At 68.4% G+C, this 15,833-nt stretch carries 16 protein-coding genes; 8 read left to right on the forward strand and 8 right to left on the reverse strand.

What is annotated here, in order from left to right:
• Positions 1 to 118 precede the first annotated feature (118 nt).
• A complete protein-coding gene (locus ON26_RS33605) occupies positions 119 to 340 on the forward strand; it encodes a hypothetical protein (RefSeq protein WP_157172005.1) in 222 nt (73 codons plus the stop codon).
• Between the two features lie 406 nt (positions 341 to 746).
• On the opposite strand, the gene ON26_RS25745 is transcribed toward ON26_RS33605, so the two are convergent.
• Both ON26_RS25745 and ON26_RS25750 read right to left on the reverse strand, forming a co-directional pair.
• Positions 747 to 1,136 (reverse strand): hypothetical protein, encoded by a 390-nt coding sequence (locus tag ON26_RS25745; RefSeq protein ID WP_040799497.1) that lies wholly within the window; start codon positions 1,134 to 1,136, stop codon positions 747 to 749.
• Positions 1,126 to 1,479 carry a hypothetical protein gene (locus ON26_RS25750; protein WP_157172006.1) on the reverse strand — a complete coding sequence of 118 codons (354 nt, stop codon included), beginning with the start codon at positions 1,477 to 1,479 and terminating at the stop codon, positions 1,126 to 1,128. The genes ON26_RS25745 and ON26_RS25750 overlap by 11 nt, the downstream gene beginning before the upstream one ends.
• Before the next feature lie 177 nt (positions 1,480 to 1,656).
• Here ON26_RS25750 and ON26_RS25755 point away from each other — a divergent pair, with 177 nt between their 5' ends.
• On the forward strand, positions 1,657 to 2,934 hold the full coding sequence (locus ON26_RS25755; RefSeq protein ID WP_040799502.1) for a vWA domain-containing protein: 1,278 nt from the start codon (positions 1,657 to 1,659) through the stop codon (positions 2,932 to 2,934).
• 8 nt (positions 2,935 to 2,942) lie between these two features.
• Here ON26_RS25755 and ON26_RS25760 read toward each other — a convergent pair whose 3' ends face one another.
• The gene (locus ON26_RS25760) at positions 2,943 to 4,169 is read right to left on the reverse strand and encodes a PucR family transcriptional regulator (RefSeq protein ID WP_040799504.1); all 1,227 of its coding nucleotides are present in this window, start codon (positions 4,167 to 4,169) and stop codon (positions 2,943 to 2,945) included.
• Between the two features lie 170 nt (positions 4,170 to 4,339).
• Between ON26_RS25760 and ON26_RS25765 the strand changes: the two genes are divergently transcribed.
• The 4 genes from ON26_RS25765 (at position 4,340) to kilB (ending at position 9,695) form a co-directional block, all read left to right on the forward strand.
• Positions 4,340 to 5,833, forward strand: coding sequence for a class I adenylate-forming enzyme family protein (locus ON26_RS25765; RefSeq protein ID WP_051027584.1), 1,494 nt, complete (start codon positions 4,340 to 4,342; stop codon positions 5,831 to 5,833).
• Between the two features lie 123 nt (positions 5,834 to 5,956).
• Complete coding sequence (locus tag ON26_RS25770) at positions 5,957 to 7,771, forward strand: DUF3556 domain-containing protein (protein ID WP_040799507.1); 1,815 nt, start codon at positions 5,957 to 5,959, stop codon at positions 7,769 to 7,771.
• 25 nt (positions 7,772 to 7,796) lie between these two features.
• Positions 7,797 to 9,236, forward strand: a complete 1,440-nt coding sequence (locus tag ON26_RS25775) for a phytoene desaturase family protein (RefSeq protein ID WP_040799509.1) — start codon at positions 7,797 to 7,799, stop codon at positions 9,234 to 9,236.
• A gap of 60 nt (positions 9,237 to 9,296) precedes the next feature.
• Positions 9,297 to 9,695, forward strand: a complete 399-nt coding sequence (gene kilB / locus ON26_RS31845; protein ID WP_051027586.1) for a plasmid transfer protein KilB — start codon at positions 9,297 to 9,299, stop codon at positions 9,693 to 9,695.
• Positions 9,696 to 9,776: 81 nt separating this feature from the next.
• Here kilB and ON26_RS25785 read toward each other — a convergent pair whose 3' ends face one another.
• From ON26_RS25785 to ON26_RS25800, 4 genes are all read right to left on the reverse strand, one after another.
• On the reverse strand, positions 9,777 to 10,220 hold the full coding sequence (locus tag ON26_RS25785; protein ID WP_040799609.1) for a helix-turn-helix domain-containing protein: 444 nt from the start codon (positions 10,218 to 10,220) through the stop codon (positions 9,777 to 9,779).
• 141 nt (positions 10,221 to 10,361) lie between these two features.
• Positions 10,362 to 10,874 (reverse strand): NADPH-dependent FMN reductase, encoded by a 513-nt coding sequence (locus tag ON26_RS25790; protein WP_040799511.1) that lies wholly within the window; start codon positions 10,872 to 10,874, stop codon positions 10,362 to 10,364.
• A 21-nt stretch (positions 10,875 to 10,895) separates the two neighbouring features.
• On the reverse strand, positions 10,896 to 12,011 hold the full coding sequence (gene sfnG, locus ON26_RS25795; RefSeq protein WP_040799514.1) for a dimethylsulfone monooxygenase SfnG: 1,116 nt from the start codon (positions 12,009 to 12,011) through the stop codon (positions 10,896 to 10,898).
• A gap of 137 nt (positions 12,012 to 12,148) precedes the next feature.
• Positions 12,149 to 13,540 carry a styrene monooxygenase/indole monooxygenase family protein gene (locus ON26_RS25800; protein ID WP_040799517.1) on the reverse strand — a complete coding sequence of 464 codons (1,392 nt, stop codon included), beginning with the start codon at positions 13,538 to 13,540 and terminating at the stop codon, positions 12,149 to 12,151.
• 98 nt (positions 13,541 to 13,638) lie between these two features.
• Between ON26_RS25800 and msrC the strand changes: the two genes are divergently transcribed.
• Positions 13,639 to 14,124: a free L-methionine (R)-S-oxide reductase MsrC gene (gene msrC, locus ON26_RS25805; protein WP_040799520.1), complete on the forward strand. Its 486-nt coding sequence runs from the start codon at positions 13,639 to 13,641 to the stop codon at positions 14,122 to 14,124.
• On the opposite strand, the gene ON26_RS25810 is transcribed toward msrC, so the two are convergent.
• Complete coding sequence (locus ON26_RS25810; protein WP_040799523.1) at positions 14,121 to 15,341, reverse strand: acyl-CoA dehydrogenase family protein; 1,221 nt, start codon at positions 15,339 to 15,341, stop codon at positions 14,121 to 14,123. The two genes, msrC and ON26_RS25810, sit on opposite strands and share 4 nt — an antisense overlap.
• Positions 15,342 to 15,441: 100 nt before the next feature.
• Here ON26_RS25810 and ON26_RS25815 point away from each other — a divergent pair, with 100 nt between their 5' ends.
• The gene (locus ON26_RS25815) at positions 15,442 to 15,744 is read left to right on the forward strand and encodes a DUF1905 domain-containing protein (RefSeq protein ID WP_040799524.1); all 303 of its coding nucleotides are present in this window, start codon (positions 15,442 to 15,444) and stop codon (positions 15,742 to 15,744) included.
• Positions 15,745 to 15,833: the final 89 nt, after the last annotated feature.

Here is a 15,833-nt window from a genome sequence, read left to right on the forward strand (position 1 = left end):
GGGGTGCTGAACCCGCAGCAGAAGCATTGTCAATGGAAATCGGGGCGTTCCGAACTCGCGACCCCTGACTACTGTCAGGTTTGCTACTCAGCGTTCGAAAGGCGGCGAAATGCTCCGGATGGCAACGAAAATCGTTGTGGTGATCGGTATTACGGTGGCGGTTGGCTTCTCGCCCGCAATGGCGGCGGCCGCGCCGGCGATGGCGGATCCCGTCGTGACCCCCCAGCCTTCCACCGGTTCCGCCGCGATGGACCTCACCCGGGTCCTGCTGATGTGCCTGACGAACGGTTCCTCGGTCATTCAGGGTGATCCGATGGGTTTCCCGGTGGTCTGCGTCTAGCGGACTGCTGCACATCTCGGGTGTTCCGGCCCCGCGACGTCCACTCCGGGAAAGAGTGTGCATCATTCTTCCGCCATGGCCTTCTCGAACCGTCGACCACGGTGGCCACGGGACCGTACAGGCTCTCGACGAACGCAGCGGTGGGGCAGGGGGACCGATGGTTCGGGCTCTGCTGGAAGACGCGGACCCTGGTAGACCGGGCGGCCGGACGCCCGTTCGCCTGGGTCGACGACGAGATCACCGACGCCGACCGCGACTGGGTCGCTACCCACCATCCCGGCCGTGCGCTCCTGAGGCATGTCGAGTCGTTCCGAGGGCTCGGTGACGAGGACTTCGCAGCCCTCCACCAATGGCTGCGAGTGACCACAGCTTCTCGCCGGCACCGGTGACGAGAGTGCCGGCACGGCTAAACCGTGCCGTGCTCCCAAGCGACCGCGTCGAGGCGGACCTGATCGTTCTCGAGCCACGCCCAGATCAACTCGCCGACGACCTCGACATCGTCGACCGTGGCGTACACGTATCGACCATCCTCCTCGGGGGGATGCATTTCCAGCGAGTGGTCGGTAGCGCTGTTGCGATAGGTCTGAATGAAACCGCCCTGACCTGACCTGCTCACAGTCATGAACGGCCCACTCCGCACGTGGGGCAGCCTGCCCAGCCAGTAGTGCAGATGATCTCGGGTCAGGGTGGTGAACTCCCGGGCACCGACCGTCACGTTCAAATTGCTGTGCGCTACCGGGGCCTCGGCGGGGAGTACGTCGCTCCAAGGGCCGGTGAGATCGCTGTCAGTCCTCATCGACGTACTCCGAACAGAATTCGAGTTCGGCGTGCGGAATGAGAGCGGTCACCCGACTGGTGAGCATCGCCTCGAACTCGGGTTGCCAGCGGTAGAACCGGCTGAAGATCACCGGGTAGTCGGAATCGGCCGATACGGAGAGGTTCTTTCCGTCTCCACCGAACGTGATGAACACTTCATCGCTCAACCGCTCTTTCTCGAGCACATCGGTGAGCAGGGCGGCCACGCCGGCCCGCTCACGTTCGTCGCGCAACTCCCGAATCGAGAACGCGACATCGATATTCACTGACACGCACTCGACGGTAGCTCCCGCCACCGACACAAACGGACGAACCGACCCCACCGCGAACTGCGGGCACCTTCTCGCTCCTCGCGCAATCGTGCGATCGACCGACGCGCCGACGCCTCGACCCGGTGATACTCGGCGGATGATGCCGGTCTATCTGTGCGGCGAGGGGCGGACAGAGAGACTGAGCAGCGCCATCGGTTGCACGCACTCCTCCGGCGAGAAAGAAGGCCAGTGACCGCGATCCCCTTGGTGAAGGGCCAGAACAGCGCGCTGCACGCGAGCGAGATCACGATCTCGGTGCAAGTGGCGGCGCCGGTCGACGTGTCGGCGTTGCTGGTGACGGCGAGCGGGAAAGTCCGGTCGGACAACGACTTCGTGTTCTACAACAATCCCACCGGGCCCGGTGTGCGACTCACTCCGGGATCGGCGGGATCGCCTGCCTCGCTGTCGATCTCGACTTCGGCGATTCCAGCCGAGATCGCCGAGGTACGGGCCGTGATCACGCTGGACGACCAGAGCGCCGCCTTCCGGCACCTGCCCCCGCCGCTCGCGATCGTCGCGGACAGGTTCGGCAATCCCCTGTTCCACTTCCGCATCGAGCAACTCGCCGACGAGTCCGTGCTGATCGCGTTCGAGCTGTACCGGCGCGACGGGGCGTGGAAGGTGCGCGCGATCGGGCAGGGTTATGCGGGCGGGTTCGCCGAGCTGGTGACCGCACACGGCATCGTGGTGGACGAGCCGCCGACGATCTCGCCCCTGCCGACCGCGGCGCGGCCGCTGATCCGCTTCGTCCCCGGAGAGAATCTGCTGTCGTTGGAGAAACGGCGGCAGCTGAATCTGCGGAAAGAGGCTGTTCTCGACGTTCTCGCCACCAAGGGCGCGCAGGAAGAACGCGCGCGGATCGTGCTGGTCATCGACAAGACGGGCAGCATGGGGACGCTGTACCGGATGGGGGTGATGCATCGGGTGGTGCAGCGGATGATTCCGGTGGCGATCCAGCTCGACGACGACGGGAAGCTCGAACCGTATCTCTACGCCAAGGATTTCGCCTCGTTGCCGCCGGTGACGGTGGAGGGCGCGGAGCAGTGGTGCGACACCTATCTGCACATGGCGGGCAGGCACGGCGGGATCGATTACGCCCGCATCGGCGGGGTCAACAACGAGATCCCGATCATGCGCGAAATCATCGACACCCTCGATCCGACGATAGATCCCACCCTGGTGCTGTTCTTCACCGACGGCGGATTCAGCCAGAAGAGCAAGATCGCCGCGCTGCTGCGGGAAGCCTCCGGCCTGCCGATCTTCTGGCAGTTCATCGGGCTCGGCGCGGCGAACTACGGCCTGCTGCGCGCACTGGACACGATGGACGGCCGGGTGGTCGACAACGCGGGGTTCTTCGACGTCGACGATATCGACCGGATCGCCGACGAGGACCTGTACCGGCGGCTGCTGGGCGAGTTCCCGGACTGGTTGCGGGCCGCCAGGGCGGCGGGCGTGCTGCGGCGGTAGGCGCCCGCTCAGCTCGGGCGGCTCATGCCCAGCTGCTCGGAAACCCGCAGGGCGACTTCGATATCGAGCCGGTCGACGGTGAGCGGGTGGCCGAGCACTTCCTCGGCGCGGCGGATCCGGTAGTGCACGGTGTTCTTGTGGATGTGCATGCGGGCGGCGGCGTCGGTGAGGCTGCCGCGGCAGTCCAGGTAGGTGCGTACGGTCTCGCGCAGGCGGGCGGTGGTCTCGTCGTCGCGCATGAGTGCGCCGAGAACGCGGTGCACCCAGGCTCGGGTATCGGCGAGGTGGTCCATCAGCAGGCCGGTCAGCGCCACGCGCGAGTGCAGGGTCAGGGGTGAACCGCTGTCGGCGAGCAGGGCGAGGTTGCGGGCGCGCTGGGCGTCGCGGAAGGTCTGCCGGAAGCCGTCGAGACCGGCGCCCAGGTCGCCGACCGCGACATGAATGCCTTTCCGGCGGGCCAGCTCTCGTTGGAGCAGTTCGACGTCGAGGGACGGTTTGCCCGCCGAGGAGATCCACACCCAGCAGTTCTGTTCGTCGATCAGCGCGGTGAGCGGTTCTTTGCCGGTGGCGGCGGTAAGCATCGCGACGCCCGCGCGCAGCAGATCGCTCGCGGGGACACCGGCTTGGCGGACGGAGACGATGGCGGCCAGGTGCCACCCGCGCAGGGAGGTGGCCAGCATGTGTTCGGCGGAGGCCAGGTCCAGGTTCTCGGTGTCGAGCACCGCGCGGATCTGCGCGGCCCGCATGGTCTCCGAGCGCATGTCCCAGCGCCTGCGTTCGCTTTCGTAGATGTCGACGATGCCCTCGATGACGCGGTCGATGTAGGTGTTGACCACCGTCGCGCCGCGGCCGGCTGTCTCCAGCGCGACCTCGGCGGGCAGCTCGGAGGCACGCAGTTCACTGATGATCCGCTGGGTGAGCCAGTGCTCGCCGAGACGGTAGGCGCGCAGCAGCGCTTCGGGCGCCATGCCCTGCTGGGCGACGCGGCGGGCGTATTCGGCGGCGGCCAGCGGCACGGTGATGTCGTCGCGGGAGGCGCTGAGGGCGAGCATGTCGATGATGGCGGCCAGGTTCGACGCGGTGCTGGCGATCATCAGCCGCCGCACTTCGTCGTCGTGGTGGAACTCCGGGATCCGGTCGATGAAGACCGCGGTGACATCCGCGGTGATCTGATCGAATTCGGCCCTGAGACGTTCGGCGACCGCGCGGGTGGCCTCGTCGACGTCCGTACTCATGCCCGGACCGTACCGGAGGGTTTGCTGCGGTTCAGGTGCTTTCCCCAGCTTGTTGTGCTGGCGGCACAAAGCCGGGCGAAGACTCTGGGGCGCGAGCCCGTAGCCGCTGCCCCACCGCCGGGCTTACCTTTGCGATGTAATCCGCATCACATCGACCCGGTGAGGGCATCGTGCAACAAATTGTCGGTTTGCCGGAATTCCGCGCCACGTGGCATCCCAGCGGCGCGTGCATCGCAGACGATCGCGAACAACTGGACAACCAATCCTTCGCCCGCAGGGTGCGGGCGGCGGCGACCGTTCTCTACGCCCACGGAATTCGTCGGGGCGATGTCGTCGCGGTGGTTCTTCCGAATCGTCTTGAATTCGCCGTGATCATGTTCGCCGCGTGGCGGCTGGGCGCCGCGGTCACGCCGGTGCGGCCGGATTCCACGGCCGAGGAGATCGGCTACCAGGTTCGCGACAGCGCGGCCTCGGTAGTGGTCACCGTGACCGGCGAGGAGGCGGGGACGCTGGCCATGGCCGAGGTGGCGGGACCCGATGCCGAGGAGGGCGCGCACGAGGCCGTCACGCCGGAGTCGGACACGCCCGCCCTGATCATCTACACCAGCGGCACCACCGGGCAACCGAAGGGCGTGGTGCTCGAGCACGGCAACGTCGCGGCCATGTGCGACATGGTGGTCGAGGCGTTCGGCCTGGACAACACCGATCACAGTCTGCTGATCCTGCCGCTGTTCCACGTCAACGGCATCGTCGTGAGCATCCTGTCGCCACTGCTGGCGGGCGGCCGCGTCACGATCGCCGGGCGGTTCTCCGCCTCGGCCTTCTTCGACGTGGTCGAACGGGTCCGGCCCACCTACTTCTCGGCGGTGCCCTCGATCTACGCCATGCTGGTCGCCCAGCCGGCGAGCAGCACGCCCGACATGTCCTCGCTGCGGCGGGTGGTCTGTGGCGCCGCGCCGATGCCCGCGGAGCTGATCGGCCGCTTCGAATCCCGGTTCGGCGTCCCGATCGTCGAGGGGTACGGGTTGTCCGAGGGCACCTGCGCCTCCACGCTCAACCCGCCCGCCGGACCGCGCAAACCGGGCACCGTCGGCGTCGCGCTGCCCGGCCAGACGGTGGCGATCATGGACCCCGAGGGCCGCCTCGTGCCCGACGGCGAACGCGGCGAGGTGGTGATCCGCGGCGCCAATGTGATGCGCGGCTACCTCGGCAGGCCGGAGGCCACCGCGCAGACCGTGATCGACGGCTGGCTGCACACCGGCGATGTCGGCTACCTCGACGAGGACGGCTACCTCGTGCTGGTCGACCGGATCAAGGACATGATCATCCGCGGCGGGGAGAACATCTACCCCAAGGAGATCGAGAACGTCCTGCACACGCATCCCGCGGTGCTGGAATCCGCGGTGGTCGGCGCGCCGGACCCGGTGCTCGGCGAGGTGCCGGTGGCGTATGTGGTGACGATGCCCGAGGCGACGGTCGATGCCGCCGAACTCCTCGCGCACTGCCGGACCTCGCTGACCCGCACCAAGGTGCCGGTGTCGATCGACATCACCGAGGCGCTGCCACGCAACGCGGTGGGAAAGATCGACAAGAAGAAGCTCAGGGCCCTCGCCGCCACGGCTGATGCCACGGCGGATACGGCAATCGCCGTCGCCGGAGCATAAACCTCGACACCCGACTGCATCCGCCCGAAACGACTTTCGGGCAGGTGAATGCTGCGCCCGTTTCGCGCGTTCGCCGCAATTCGATCCACAGCTCTGTTTCATCCGACAGAAAGGGCCGGAACAATGGGGTTCACAACAGCAGAACTTCCTCCCGTCGATCCGGGGGAATTCCTGAAGAAACCACTCGCCGAGCGAATGCGGATACTCGCATTGCACTGGGTGGACTACGGCTTCGGCTCGGCCAGGATGATCCAGCTGATCTATGTGCTCAAGGTCGCCCTGATCTCGGTGCTCGCCGGCGTCGCCCTGGCGACCTGGACCTCCGGGGTCGGCCCGTTCTGGGACGTCTCGGCGTGGTGGAACCAGCCGGTGGTCTACCAGAAGCTGGTGCTGTGGACGGTACTGCTGGAAGGACTCGGCCTCGCCGGCTCGTGGGGGCCGCTCGCGGGCAAGTTCAAGCCGATGACCGGCGGCGTGCTGTTCTTCGCCCGGCCGGGCACGATCCGGCTGCGGCCGTGGCGGTGGATGCCGTTCACCAACGGTGACACCCGCACCTTCCTCGACGCGGTGATGTACGTGGCGTTCGTGGTGACGCTGGTGGTGGCCATCGTGGCGCCCGGCGTGAGCAGTGCGTCGCTGTCGGAGGCGCTGCCGGACAACACCTCCGGCCTGGTGAACCCGGCGCTGCTGATCGCACCGATCGTGCTCTACGTGCTGTTGGGCCTGCGCGACAAGACCGTCTTCCTCACCGCGCGCGGCGAGCAGTATCTGCCCGCGCTGGTCTTCTTCGCGACGCTGCCGTTCGTGGACATGATCATCGCCGCGAAGCTGCTGATCTGCGTGGTGTGGATCGGCGCGGGCGTGTCCAAGTTCGGCAAGCACTTCAGCAATGTGGTGCCGCCGATGGTCTCCAACGGCCCGGTCGTGCCCGGCAAGTGGATCAAGCGGCTGAACTACCGCGACTTCCCGCACGATCTGCGCCCGTCGAAGACGGCCTCGTTCCTCGCCCATGTCGGCGGCACGACCGTCGAGATCATCACCCCGCTGGTGCTTCTGTTCTCCACCAACCACTGGCTCAGCGTGGCAGGGGTGATCATGATGGTGATCTTCCACGCCTTCATCACCTCCACCTTCCCGCTGGCGGTGCCGCTGGAATGGAACGTGTTGTTCGCCTACCTCTCGGTGTTCCTGTTCCTCGGCTTCCCGAACGAAAGCGGTTACGGTCTGGCCGACTTCTCGACGCCGTGGCTGCTCGCGCTGATCGCGGTCGCGCTGGTCTTCTTCCCCGTGCTCGGCAATCTGCGGCCCGATCTGGTGTCGTTCCTGCCGTCCATGCGGCAGTACGCGGGCAACTGGGCCTCGGCCCTGTGGGCCTTCGCACCCGGCGCCGAGGAGAAGCTGAACACCCTGGAACATCGCCCGACGCAGAACCAGATCGATCAACTGCTGGCCATGGGCTATCCGCGCGAGGTCGCCGAGATGACCATGCAGCAGACCATCGCGTGGCGGTCGATGCACAGCCAGGGTCGCGGGCTGTTCTCCGCGCTGTACACCCACATTCCCGACCTCGACCGGTGGACCGTGCGGGAGGCGGAGTTCGCCTGCAACTCCCTCATCGGCTTCAACTTCGGGGACGGCCACCTGCACAACCTCGATCTGATCGAGGCGGTGCAGCGGCGGGTCGGCTTCGCGCCGGGCGAGTGGATCGTCGTCTGGGTGGAGTCGCAGGCCATTCACGAAGGCGTTCAGCGCTACCAGGTCATCGACGCGGCGCTCGGCGTCGTCGAACGCGGCACCTGGCAGGTCGGCGACGCGGTCGATGCGCAGCCGTGGCTGCCCGACGGACCGATTCCGCTCCAGGTGACCTGGCGGTCGCCGGACTACAGCGGACCGGCTCCGGCTCCGGCTCCGGCTCCGGCTCCGCAGACCGTCAGCTGACATCACCCGTAGGAAGGCAGAACCCATGAGCACCGCGATCGTGGTCGGCAGCGGACCCAACGGTTTGGCGGCGGCCGTCGTCCTGGCTCGGGCCGGACTGGAGGTCACCGTGCTGGAGGGCGCCGACGAGATCGGCGGCGGCACGCGCAGCAGCGAAGCCATCGTGCCCGGCCTGCTGCACGACCACTGCTCGGCCATCCACCCGATGGCGGTGGGTTCTCCCTTCCTGCGCGGCCTTGACCTCGAGCGCTACGGATTGTCCTGGGCGTGGCCGGAAGTCGACTGCGCCCACCCGCTCGACGACGGCGGTGCCGGGGTGCTGTTGCGCTCCGTCGCCGAGACGGCGGCGGGGCTCGGCCGCGACGACCGGACCTGGCGGTTGCTGTTCGAGCGTACGGCTGCCGGCTACGAGCGCATGAGCGCCGACATCATGCGCCCCCTGCTCCGCGTGCCGCGCCATCCGATCGCCCTGGCACGTTTCGGGCTGCCCGCGCTCATCCCCGCCACGACACTGGCCGAGGTCTTCCGGACCGAGCAGGCGAAGGCATTGTTCGGCGGGGTCGCGGCACACGCGTTCCATCCGCTGCATCGGCCGCTCAGCGCGAGCATCGGTCTGGGCATCCTCACCGCGGGCCACACCTACGGCTGGGCGGTCGCCCGCGGCGGATCGCAGCGGATCGCCGACGCGATGGCCGCCGCCCTCGGCGACCTGGGCGGGAAGATCGAGACCGGCGTGCCCGTCCGAACGATCTCGGATCTCCCCCCGGCGGATCTGACCCTGTGGGACGTCTCGCCGACCGCCGTCGCCGACATCCTCGGCGACCGCCTGCCATCCCGGATCAGCAAGGCGTACCGGAGGTTTCGCTACGGTCCGGGCGCCTTCAAGGTCGATTTCGCGGTGGAGGGCGGTGTGCCGTGGACCGCGCAGGCCGCGCGCCGCGCGGGCACGGTCCACCTCGGCGGCGGCTTCGCCGAGATCGCGGCGACCGAACGCGATATCCATCGCGGGCGTATGCCCGAGCGCCCTTTCGTGCTGGTCGGGCAGCAATACCTGGCCGATCCGCAGCGATCGGCGGGCGACATCCACCCGCTGTGGACCTACGCCCATGTTCCGCACGGTTACACCGGCGACGCGACGGCGGCCATCGTCGACCAGATCGAGCGCTTCGCCCCCGGTTTCCGCGATCGAATCGTCGGCACGGCAGTACGCAGCGCCACGGAATTCGCCCGCTACAACCCGAACTACGTCGGCGGCAACATCATGACGGGCACGAAGGACATCCCCCAGCTCCTATTCGGCCCGCGAACGACTCTGCAGCCCTACGACATCGGCCTGCCCGGACACTATCTCTGCTCGGCGGCCGTACCGCCGGGCCCCGGCGCGCACGGCATGTGCGGGGCGAACGCCGCGCAGCGGGCCCTGCGCCGGGCGGGTATCGCCGTGCCCGCACTGTCTGCCCACTGATCCCGGGATCCCGCTGTTCTCGCTGAGCCGCCGACACGCGAGCACGCATAGGCTCGTCCTGTGCTCACCGCTCTGATCGCTGTTGCCGGAACGCTTCTCGGCGCCATCATCACCCACTGGTTCCAGCGTTCGGCGGCCGAGCGCGCGGCACAGCACGCTGTCCTCGAACGGCTGCGTCAGGATCGCTTGCTCGCCTACTCCGCTTTCGCGACGGCGGCCATGGACTATCGCCGTCAGCAGGTCGACCGCTGGCACAGCGTCCGGCGCGATCCGTCTTCCGAGGCCATCCGGGCCATCCGCCTCGAGGACGATCCGGATACGCACAAGGAAGCGATAGCGCGAGCATCGGAATCCATCGATGTCTTCGTCCGGCGTGCCGCGCTCGGCGTCCAGGCGTTGCCCGCACCACGCCGGGCGAGGGCGATCGGCCCGAGCGCCGCCGACGCGACACCGAGCTGAACTTCATGCCGCAACACCCTGCGGGTCCGCAGCCCTGCGATATCGGCCTGCGCGAACACCGTCGCCGCTGAGCCCCCGCCGTCAGTACAGCCCGACCGCTTCGGGCAGCGTCACGGCATCCTCCCCGACGCTGTGCCCGCTCTCCTCCTGCTTGCGCCGGTATTCGAGCAGCGAGGAGACCAGGACGCGCCGACGACGGCCCATGAACCGGTACCGGATCTGTCCCTCGTGCAGAAGCTTGACCAGATGCGGCCGGGAGACACCGAGGAGTTCGGCGGCCTGCTGGGTGGTCAGTTCCACATGCGCGGGGATCACCGTGACACCGCGGCCGACCGCCAGGTTCTCGAGCACCTCGCGAAGGGGACCCAGCGCCCGGGGCGGAAGGTGCACCGGCTCCGCCGTCCCGGCGACCGTGAGGTCGACAGCGCTGCCCTCGGGTGCGTCCGTCTCCAGGTCTCGCAGCGTTTCCAGGGCCTGCCGGGCCTGTTGCTGTTCGGCTGCGTTCGGATTCTCGTGGTCGGACATCGCCACCACCTCCACCTGCAACCTATGAAACCGGCGAAACGAACACAACGGCCGTCCGTTAACGATCCGATGCCGATGCCGCCACCTCGGGCGATGTATCGCATCCGGTCGGACGCACGGCACCGTCGCGCGCTCGCCGGTTCAGCCCTGGCCGGTGACCACCGTTCCGGTGAGCGCCGACACCACCGGCCGCCAGCGCTGCGCATACGCGGTGAGCACACCGTCGTCGTGGAATGTGCTGTCGGACAGGTACAGACCGGGCAGCGCGGTGGTGGCACCGAGTTCCACCAGCACCGGTTCCAGGTGCACGATCGGGGCCAGCGAGTGGGCCGGGCTGCCACCGAGCATCAACGGCACGGCCAGAACACCCGCCAGACCGGTCCCGCCGGCGAACTGTTCGAGGAACAGTTTCAGCAGCCCGGTGTAGGTGGCTTTGAAGGTGGGACTGGCGAAGATCACCAGCTCCGAGTTCGCGACCGTGCGCACGGCCTCGGCCACCTCCTCGTCGCCCCAGGTCAGCAGCTTGGGACCGAGGTGAACCAGGTCGAGGACGGCCGGTTCGGCGCCGGGAGCCAGGCCCTCGGCGAGCAGGGTGGCGGCGGTGCGGGTGCGTGAGGCCGGCTTGGGGTTGCCGACGACGACGGTGACGGTCATGACTGGAGTCCTGTTCGGGGGTCAGGCGCGGGCGGCGGCGGGTTCGCGGACGGCTTCGAGTTCGCGGACCAGCGGGAGCACCTTCTCGCCGAAGTACTCGATCTCTTCCTGGAAGTGCAGGAAACCGCCGAGGATCAGATCGACGCCGAGGTCGCGGTAGGCGACGATGCGTTCGGCGATCTGCTCGGGGGTGCCGATGAGCTGGGTGCGGAAACCGTCGTTGTACTGCACGAGGTCTTCGAAGGTGGAGTCGGCCCACATGCCCTTGCGGTCGCCGGTGGACGCGCCCGCCTGCTGCACGGCGTCGCGGAAGCCCTCCACCGCGGGCTTGTTCGCCTTCTCGATGATCTCGCGCAAGGTATCGCGAGCTTCTTTCTCGGTGTCGCGGGCGATGATGAAGCCGTTGAGGCCGAATTTCACCTCACGATTGTGCTCGCGGGCGACGGCGCGCAGGTCGTCGAGTTGTTCGGTGACGCCGTCGAAATCCTTGCCGTTGGAGAAGTACCAGTCGGCGTAACGGCCGCCGTTGCGGCGCGCGGCGGTGGAGTTACCGCCCTGGAAGAGTTCGGGATTCGGGCGATCCGGGGTGTTGAGCGGCTTGGGCTTGAGGGTGAAATCGCGGATGCGGTAGAAGTCGCCGCCGTAGTTCACCTCGTCCTCGGTCCAGATCTTGCGGATCACCTCGAGGAATTCGGCGCTGCGCCGGTACCTTTCGTCGTGTTCGAGCCACGGCTCGCCGAGCGCCTTGAATTCGCCCGCGAACCAGCCGGAGACGACATTGATGGCGAAACGGCCGTTGGACAGGTGGTCGGCGGTGGCGCCGAACTTGGCCAGCACGGCCGGATGCCAGAGGCCGGGATGGACGGCGGCGATCACCTTGAGCCGTTCGGTGGCGCCGAGCAGGGCGAGGCTGAACGAGGTGGATTCGTGCTGGAATTCCGCGCCGTAGGAGGCGGTGTAGCGGACCTGGGAGAGGGCGTATTCGAAGCCGTTGTTCTCGGCGGTCCTGGCCAGCTTCTTGTTGTATTCGAAGTCCCAGCTGGTGCGCTGCTCGATATCGCTGGTCACCAGGCCGCCGCTGACATTGGGCACCCAGTAGGCGAACTTGATTTCGTCGGCGAACCGCTCGGTGGTCATATCCACTCCATCACTCGGGGGAAACCGTCCCGGCCATGCAACACCGGACCGGCCGAGGTGAGGAGGGTTTGAATCCGGCCGATCGGATGGGTGCCTGCGCCCGCCCCGTGGTGGTTGCGGGCGCCGGGCTCCGGTGGTCAGTTGGCCGTCAGCGCCGGGGCGAAGGACGAGCGGGTGAACCGGCCCGCGGGCGCGAACCGGGCGAGCAGATCAGCCGCGTCGACGCCGGTCACCCGGGTGATGTAGGCGTCGGCCTCCTCGCCGGATGTGATGTCGAGCAGCGGCTGCGGGCGGTGCAGCAGCCCGACCAGGGCCGCGGCGAACTTCGGGTCCACGGCCGCGGCGGCGAAGAATTTGTTGCCGATGTCGCCGAGTTCGGGGTCGCTGAGGAACAGCCGGGTCACCCGGCTCGCGGCGTCGCTGCGGGCGGCGAGGAATTCGGCGTAACGGGCGGTGAGCCACTGTTCGTCGAACGGGCCCTCGTGCACGGCGGCCGCGGCGACCAGTCGCTGTGCCTGGATGAGTCCGCTCTGCGCACCCTGACCGGCGATCGGGTCGTAGGCCACGGCGGTGTCGCCGAGCGCGGCCACCGCGTGCCCCTGTGCGGTGCGGCCGACGCCGATGCGGACGACCGGGCGGACCGCGCCCTTCAGCCAGGAATGCGGGTCCTCCGTGATCGTGCGGACGGCCTCGACCTCCGGCAGGTCCCAGTCGATGTAGTCGCGGTAGAGATCGCGCACGACGCCGAGGGCGGAATCGGCCGACTCGGCCGTGGCGAAGCGCCGCTCCCAATCACTGCCCGGTCGCGCCCAGCCGAGGAATGCCCAGCTCGGACCGGCGTCCTTGTGCAGGTACGGGCCCCACCAGCCTTCGCCCTGGTCGGCGAGGATCGAGAAGCCGCTGTGCGCGCCGCCCGCCCGGCTGCGGTGGGCGAAGACCTGCTCGTCGTAGCCGAGGCCGGTGACGGTGACCGTCAGCAGCTTGCGCTGCGGGGCGGCGTAGACGGTGCGGGACTCGTCGACGGGGAACAGTTCCGACAGCCCGCCGCGGCCGGTGGCGACCAGGGTGAGGTCGGCCGCCGCGGCGATGGCGTCGATGGTCTCCAGGGTGACCTGTTCGACGACGAACCGGCCGCCGCGCTCCTGGAAGGCGGTCAGGCGCTCGTCGGCCTTGAGCCTGGTGTCGACGGCGACGCCGACGTAGCCGTCGAAATGCCCATCGAACTGGATCAGTTCGGGACGCTCGGGGCCGGGTCCGGCGATGCGGACGCTGAGGCCGGTGTGGCGGGGTGCCCGGGCGGTGTAGGTGTCCAGGCCGAGCGCGGCCTCGGCCTGCTGGGCCTCACCGAATTCCAGCGCGGTGCCGGTCGCGGGCACGTCATCGCGCAGGGCGCGCTGGTCTCTTTCGCTGTAGAGGGTGACCTCGAAACCTGCGTCGAGCAGGCCGAGTGCCGCGGTGACTCCGGTCTGTCCGGCGCCGATCACAGCCGCCTTGCGTGTGGAACGGGAAACGGGATTCGTGGACGTCATGGGTGGATGATGCGCTGGTAGCGAGCTGCTACCAGAGGATTTCGATCAGCGAGAACCGATGACGGCGAGTCGTCGCGCGAACCTCTACCATCCCTGCCATGTCGTTCACCGTCGCAGCACCCACCGGGGATCGGATCGAGGACTATCGCCTGCTCGGCGCGCAGGCCGAAGCGCTCGTCGACGGCGAGCCGGACCGGATCGCGAACGCGGCCAACCTGTCCGCGCTGATCTTCCACAGTCTGCCCGACGTGAACTGGGCCGGTTTCTACTTCGCCGACGGCGAGGAGCTGGTGGTCGGGCCGTTCCAGGGCAAGCCGGCCTGCGTGCGAATCCCCTTCGGCGCGGGGGTGTGCGGCACGGCGGCGGCCACCCGGACCACCCAGCTGGTCGCCGATGTGCACGCGTTCCCCGGCCATATCGCCTGCGACGCCGACTCCCGCTCCGAGATCGTGGTCCCGCTGGTGCGCGGGGGCGTCGTGGTGGGCGTGCTCGATCTCGACAGCCCACGGCCCGGCCGCTTCGACGAGGTCGACCGGGCCGGTCTGGAAGCGCTCGCGAAGATCTTCGTCGACAGCCTGGGCTAATCCGCGCCGCTGTTCGATCCGCGCTCCCCCGCGCTCCACGCGAACGGCAGATCGGACCCGTTGAGCAGGTGGTCGCCGATCGCACGCGCCTTCTGGACGGCCGGGTTGTGCACCGAAACCGTGCGGGCGTTGCGCCAGTGCCGGTCCAGCCGCAGTTCCTCGGAGACGATCGACGCGCCGCCGACCTCGAACAGCAGGCCGGTGGCGGGCAGCACGGTGTCGATCACCCCCAATTGTGCTTGCGCGGAGGCCAATTCGACGGCGACCAGTTCGGCTTCGTCCTTCGCCCCCGCGGCCAGCACGGCATCGAGGCGATCGGCCACGGCGAGGACGGTGGCGCGGGCGGTGAAGGCGGCGGCCGACAGCTTGCCGATGACCTCCTGCACCAGCGGATCGTGGCGCGGCAGGTCGGCGGCGGAGTGGGTGTATCCACGGGTGCGCCGAGCCACCCAGCCGCGGGCGTCGGATTCGGCCCGCGCGGCGATGCCGGCGAGCACGGCCAGCTGGACGAGCTGCAGGTAGGCGGTGGAATAAGTCGGTCCGGGCGCGCCATAGCCGGGGCCGAGGATGCGGTCCTCGGTGACGACGACATCGGTGAACTCGGTGGTGCCGCTGGCGGTGAGCCGCTGGCCGAAACCGTCCCAGTCGTCGTGCTGACGCACGCCTTCGGCATCGGCGTCGACCAGCAGGCCGACTCGTTCACCGTCGCGATCGGCGGCCACCAGGATGTAGTCGGCGTAGAGGGAACCGGTGCTGTAGTACTTGGTGCCGTTGAGCAGCCAGTGGTCGCCCTGGCGGGTCAGCGCGGTGCGGTAGCGGTCGACCGCGCCCACGCCGGGTTCGGTGATGGCATTGCCGACCAGCGTGCCCGAGGCGGCAGCGCGCAGCCAGCGCTCGCGTTCGGGGCCGGGTTCTGCCAGCAGCTGGTCCTCGACGAAGGCCCAATGCACGCGCAGGGCCTGCGGCAGGTTCGATTCGGCCGCCGCGAGGTCGATGAGCAGCCGGAACAGCTGGCGCACGCTCGCTCCGAATCCGCCGAACTCGACCGGCACCCGCAGCGCACCGAACTTGGCCTCGCGCAGCAGTTCGACTTCGTCGTAGGCGAGTCGGCGGTCGATTTCCCGCTCGACCGCGCCCGCGGCGATCCGCTCGAAGATCGGCTGGAAGACCGCGTCCAGATCGGCATCGGATGTGGTTGTCGCTTCGATGGAGGTCATGGGCTCACCTTGGCCCCGCGAGCGCCCGCGCTCACCGGTTGCGCGCAGCCGGATCGGAATCCTTCCCGTTCCTGTCGGTGCCCGCGGCTAGGGTCGCGGCGTGGCTGAGTCGCGGTTTTCGTTCACGGCACGGGTGTGGGAGCACGACGGGGAGGGCGCCTGGTTCTTCCTGACCGTCCCGGAGGAGGTGGCCGACGAGATCGAGGATCGTTACGCACACCGCGCCGGCGGATTCGGGTCGGTGAAGGTGCGGGTGCGGATCGGCGGGAGCGACTGGTCGACCTCGCTGTTCCCGAGCAAGAAACTCGGCACCTACATCCTGCCGCTGAAGAAGGCGATCCGGGTCGCCGAGGAGCTCGGAGCGGGGTCGGAGCCGAAAGTGGAGCTCGAGGTCGCTCTGTAGCGCGGGCCGCTGCGCACCGGTCCGCACGGTCGGCCGGAAAGCGGCCCCGCGGGCTGCTAGCGTTCGGCACAGCGCCAACAACGACGTAT

The organism is Nocardia higoensis NBRC 100133 (assembly GCF_000308595.1).
Classification (GTDB): Bacteria; Actinomycetota; Actinomycetes; order Mycobacteriales; family Mycobacteriaceae; genus Nocardia; species Nocardia higoensis.